At 39.0% G+C, this 1,046-nt stretch carries 1 pseudogene; it reads left to right on the forward strand.

The features are described from left to right. Positions 1–156 precede the first annotated feature (156 nt). Positions 157–1,046 (forward strand): annotated as a pseudogene (locus ACUVJL_RS02095) (RNA-guided endonuclease InsQ/TnpB family protein); the annotation flags it as partial.

A 1,046-nucleotide genomic window follows, 5' to 3' on the forward strand; every position in this document is an offset into this window, starting at 1 on the left:
ATTTTGAGCAATCATAAGGATGGCTGCCAATCAATGGCATATCTTTGGTATTGTAAAACTTCATTGAGTTTATAAGCAATTATAAACAATAATGGTATTATATTGTTGTGAGTGTTGAACAAGGAATACGCACAGCCTAAAAAACGGAAGTCTCAAATGCAACTAACAGAGAGGCACATCATTAAATCGACGGAACACCGTTTCGCCCAAATAGACGAACTAGCCTTTAAATCTAAGAACCTCTACAATGCCGCTAATTACGTCATTCGTCAGAGCTTTCTTTATGGATGGGGCTATGTCAATTACAACGAAATGAACCGTTTGATGAAGTCTCACGAAGCATACAAGGCTTTACCTGCCAAGGTTAGTCAGCAAATATTGATGGTGCTAGACAAGAATTGGAAATCCTTCTTTGAGGCGATTAAAAATTACAAAACTGATCCCTCTAAATTTACTGGTCGCCCCAAACTGCCGAAATACAAAGATAAGACCAAAGGGCGAAACCTCCTTGTATACACGATTCAAGCAATTAGTAGCAAACAGTTAAAGAAAGGAATCATTAAACTTTCGGGTACTGAATTTTCGCTCCAAACTAAAGTCAATACCGAGCATATTTGCTTTCGTTAGACTGGTTCCGAAATGTGATGCCTATGTATTCGAGGTAATTTATGATAAACCAGAGTCCACCTTTCGCAACACTAACTTTGTAGCTAGTATTGATTTAGGACTAGATAATTTAGTGGCGTTAACTTCAAATCAACCGGGATTTATCCCTTTGTTGATTAACGGGCGACCATTGAAATTGATTAACCAGTTCTACAACAAGCGCTCTTCAAGATTGCAATCCCAGTTAACAGGGAACCGCAAAACATCACCCCGCATTCAGCGCTTAACTCGCTGTCGCAACCAAAAAGTCGATAATTACTTGCATCATACCAGTCGCCTGATTGTCGATTATTTGGTCGCCAAACAAATTGGGACGTTAGTAATTGGCAAAAATGCACAATGGAAAACCGAGATTGATTTAGGAAAGCAAACCAACCAAA

The organism is Microcoleus sp. OTE_8_concoct_300 (assembly GCF_031383065.1).
Taxonomy (GTDB): domain Bacteria; phylum Cyanobacteriota; class Cyanobacteriia; order Cyanobacteriales; family Microcoleaceae; genus Microcoleus.